The following is a 368-nucleotide window of genomic DNA, read 5'->3' on the forward strand; positions in this document are numbered from 1 at the left end:
TTCCGGGCGCAGGATTTCCTGACGCGGGAGGCACCGCTGATCAACAACTACGTGGTGCGGGTGATCGGCAGTGCGGAAGGCTACGCCCTGTATGAGAACATGGGGGCCTTGCGCGATGGCGAAAGTGCGGTGCTCGAGGGGGCCACGGTGCTGGTGCTGCGCTACAAGCTGCCCGAAGGGGGCGAGCGGGCGTCGATTCTTTCGTTTGAAGACCCCGGGACCGGACTGGGTTTGTACTATCGGTTGATCCCCGAGGACGGAGTGCTGGCGGAACCCGATCTGGCCCTGAGCAAGCAGCCCACGCTGGTGAGCTTCGCCGTCGAGCGTGGCGTGCTGCGGATGTACCTGACCGGCCCGAACGGGGAGGA

General features: G+C 65.2%; 1 protein-coding gene. It reads left to right on the plus strand.

Going from position 1 to position 368, the window contains the following annotated elements:
* Positions 1 to 368, plus strand: a 368-nt coding sequence (locus tag ACG2LG_RS24315) for a hypothetical protein (RefSeq protein ID WP_396263508.1), incomplete at both ends; no start/stop codon positions are given.

This window comes from Haloferula sp. A504 (genome assembly GCF_044385805.1).
In the GTDB taxonomy this organism is placed as follows: Bacteria; Verrucomicrobiota; Verrucomicrobiia; order Verrucomicrobiales; family Akkermansiaceae; genus Haloferula.